This window comes from Pseudomonas juntendi (assembly GCF_009932375.1).
GTDB lineage: Bacteria > Pseudomonadota > Gammaproteobacteria > Pseudomonadales > Pseudomonadaceae > Aquipseudomonas > Aquipseudomonas juntendi.
In genome coordinates, this window is the sequence record NZ_BLJG01000516.1 from 1 (window position 1) to 287 (window position 287).

1 pseudogene is annotated in these 287 nt (G+C 63.4%); it reads left to right on the plus strand.

The annotated features are described in order from the left end of the window. Nucleotides 1-107: 107 nt before the first annotated feature. Nucleotides 108-287: pseudogene (locus tag GYA94_RS27025) on the plus strand (PAS domain-containing sensor histidine kinase); the annotation flags it as partial.

The window sequence follows — 287 nt, forward strand, 5'->3', positions numbered from 1 at the left end:
CGCCATAAATCTCAAGCCAAGCGTTATGCCCCCATCCCCGGCACGGCTATTGCTACACCGCTGGCACCACACCGTTTTTATGACGGTCAGCCACGCGAGAGAGCACGATGCCCCAGGCCGCCAAACTATCCCGAGCCCCCGGTCAGCAGGGGCATACCCCGGTCGAGCAGGACAGCCGCCAGGGTATCGAGCACACCTTCGCCCTGTTCAATCAGGTGTCCAGCCAGCTGAGCCAGTCCTACAGCCTGCTCGAAGCCCGGGTCAGCGAGCTGAAGGGCGAACTGGCG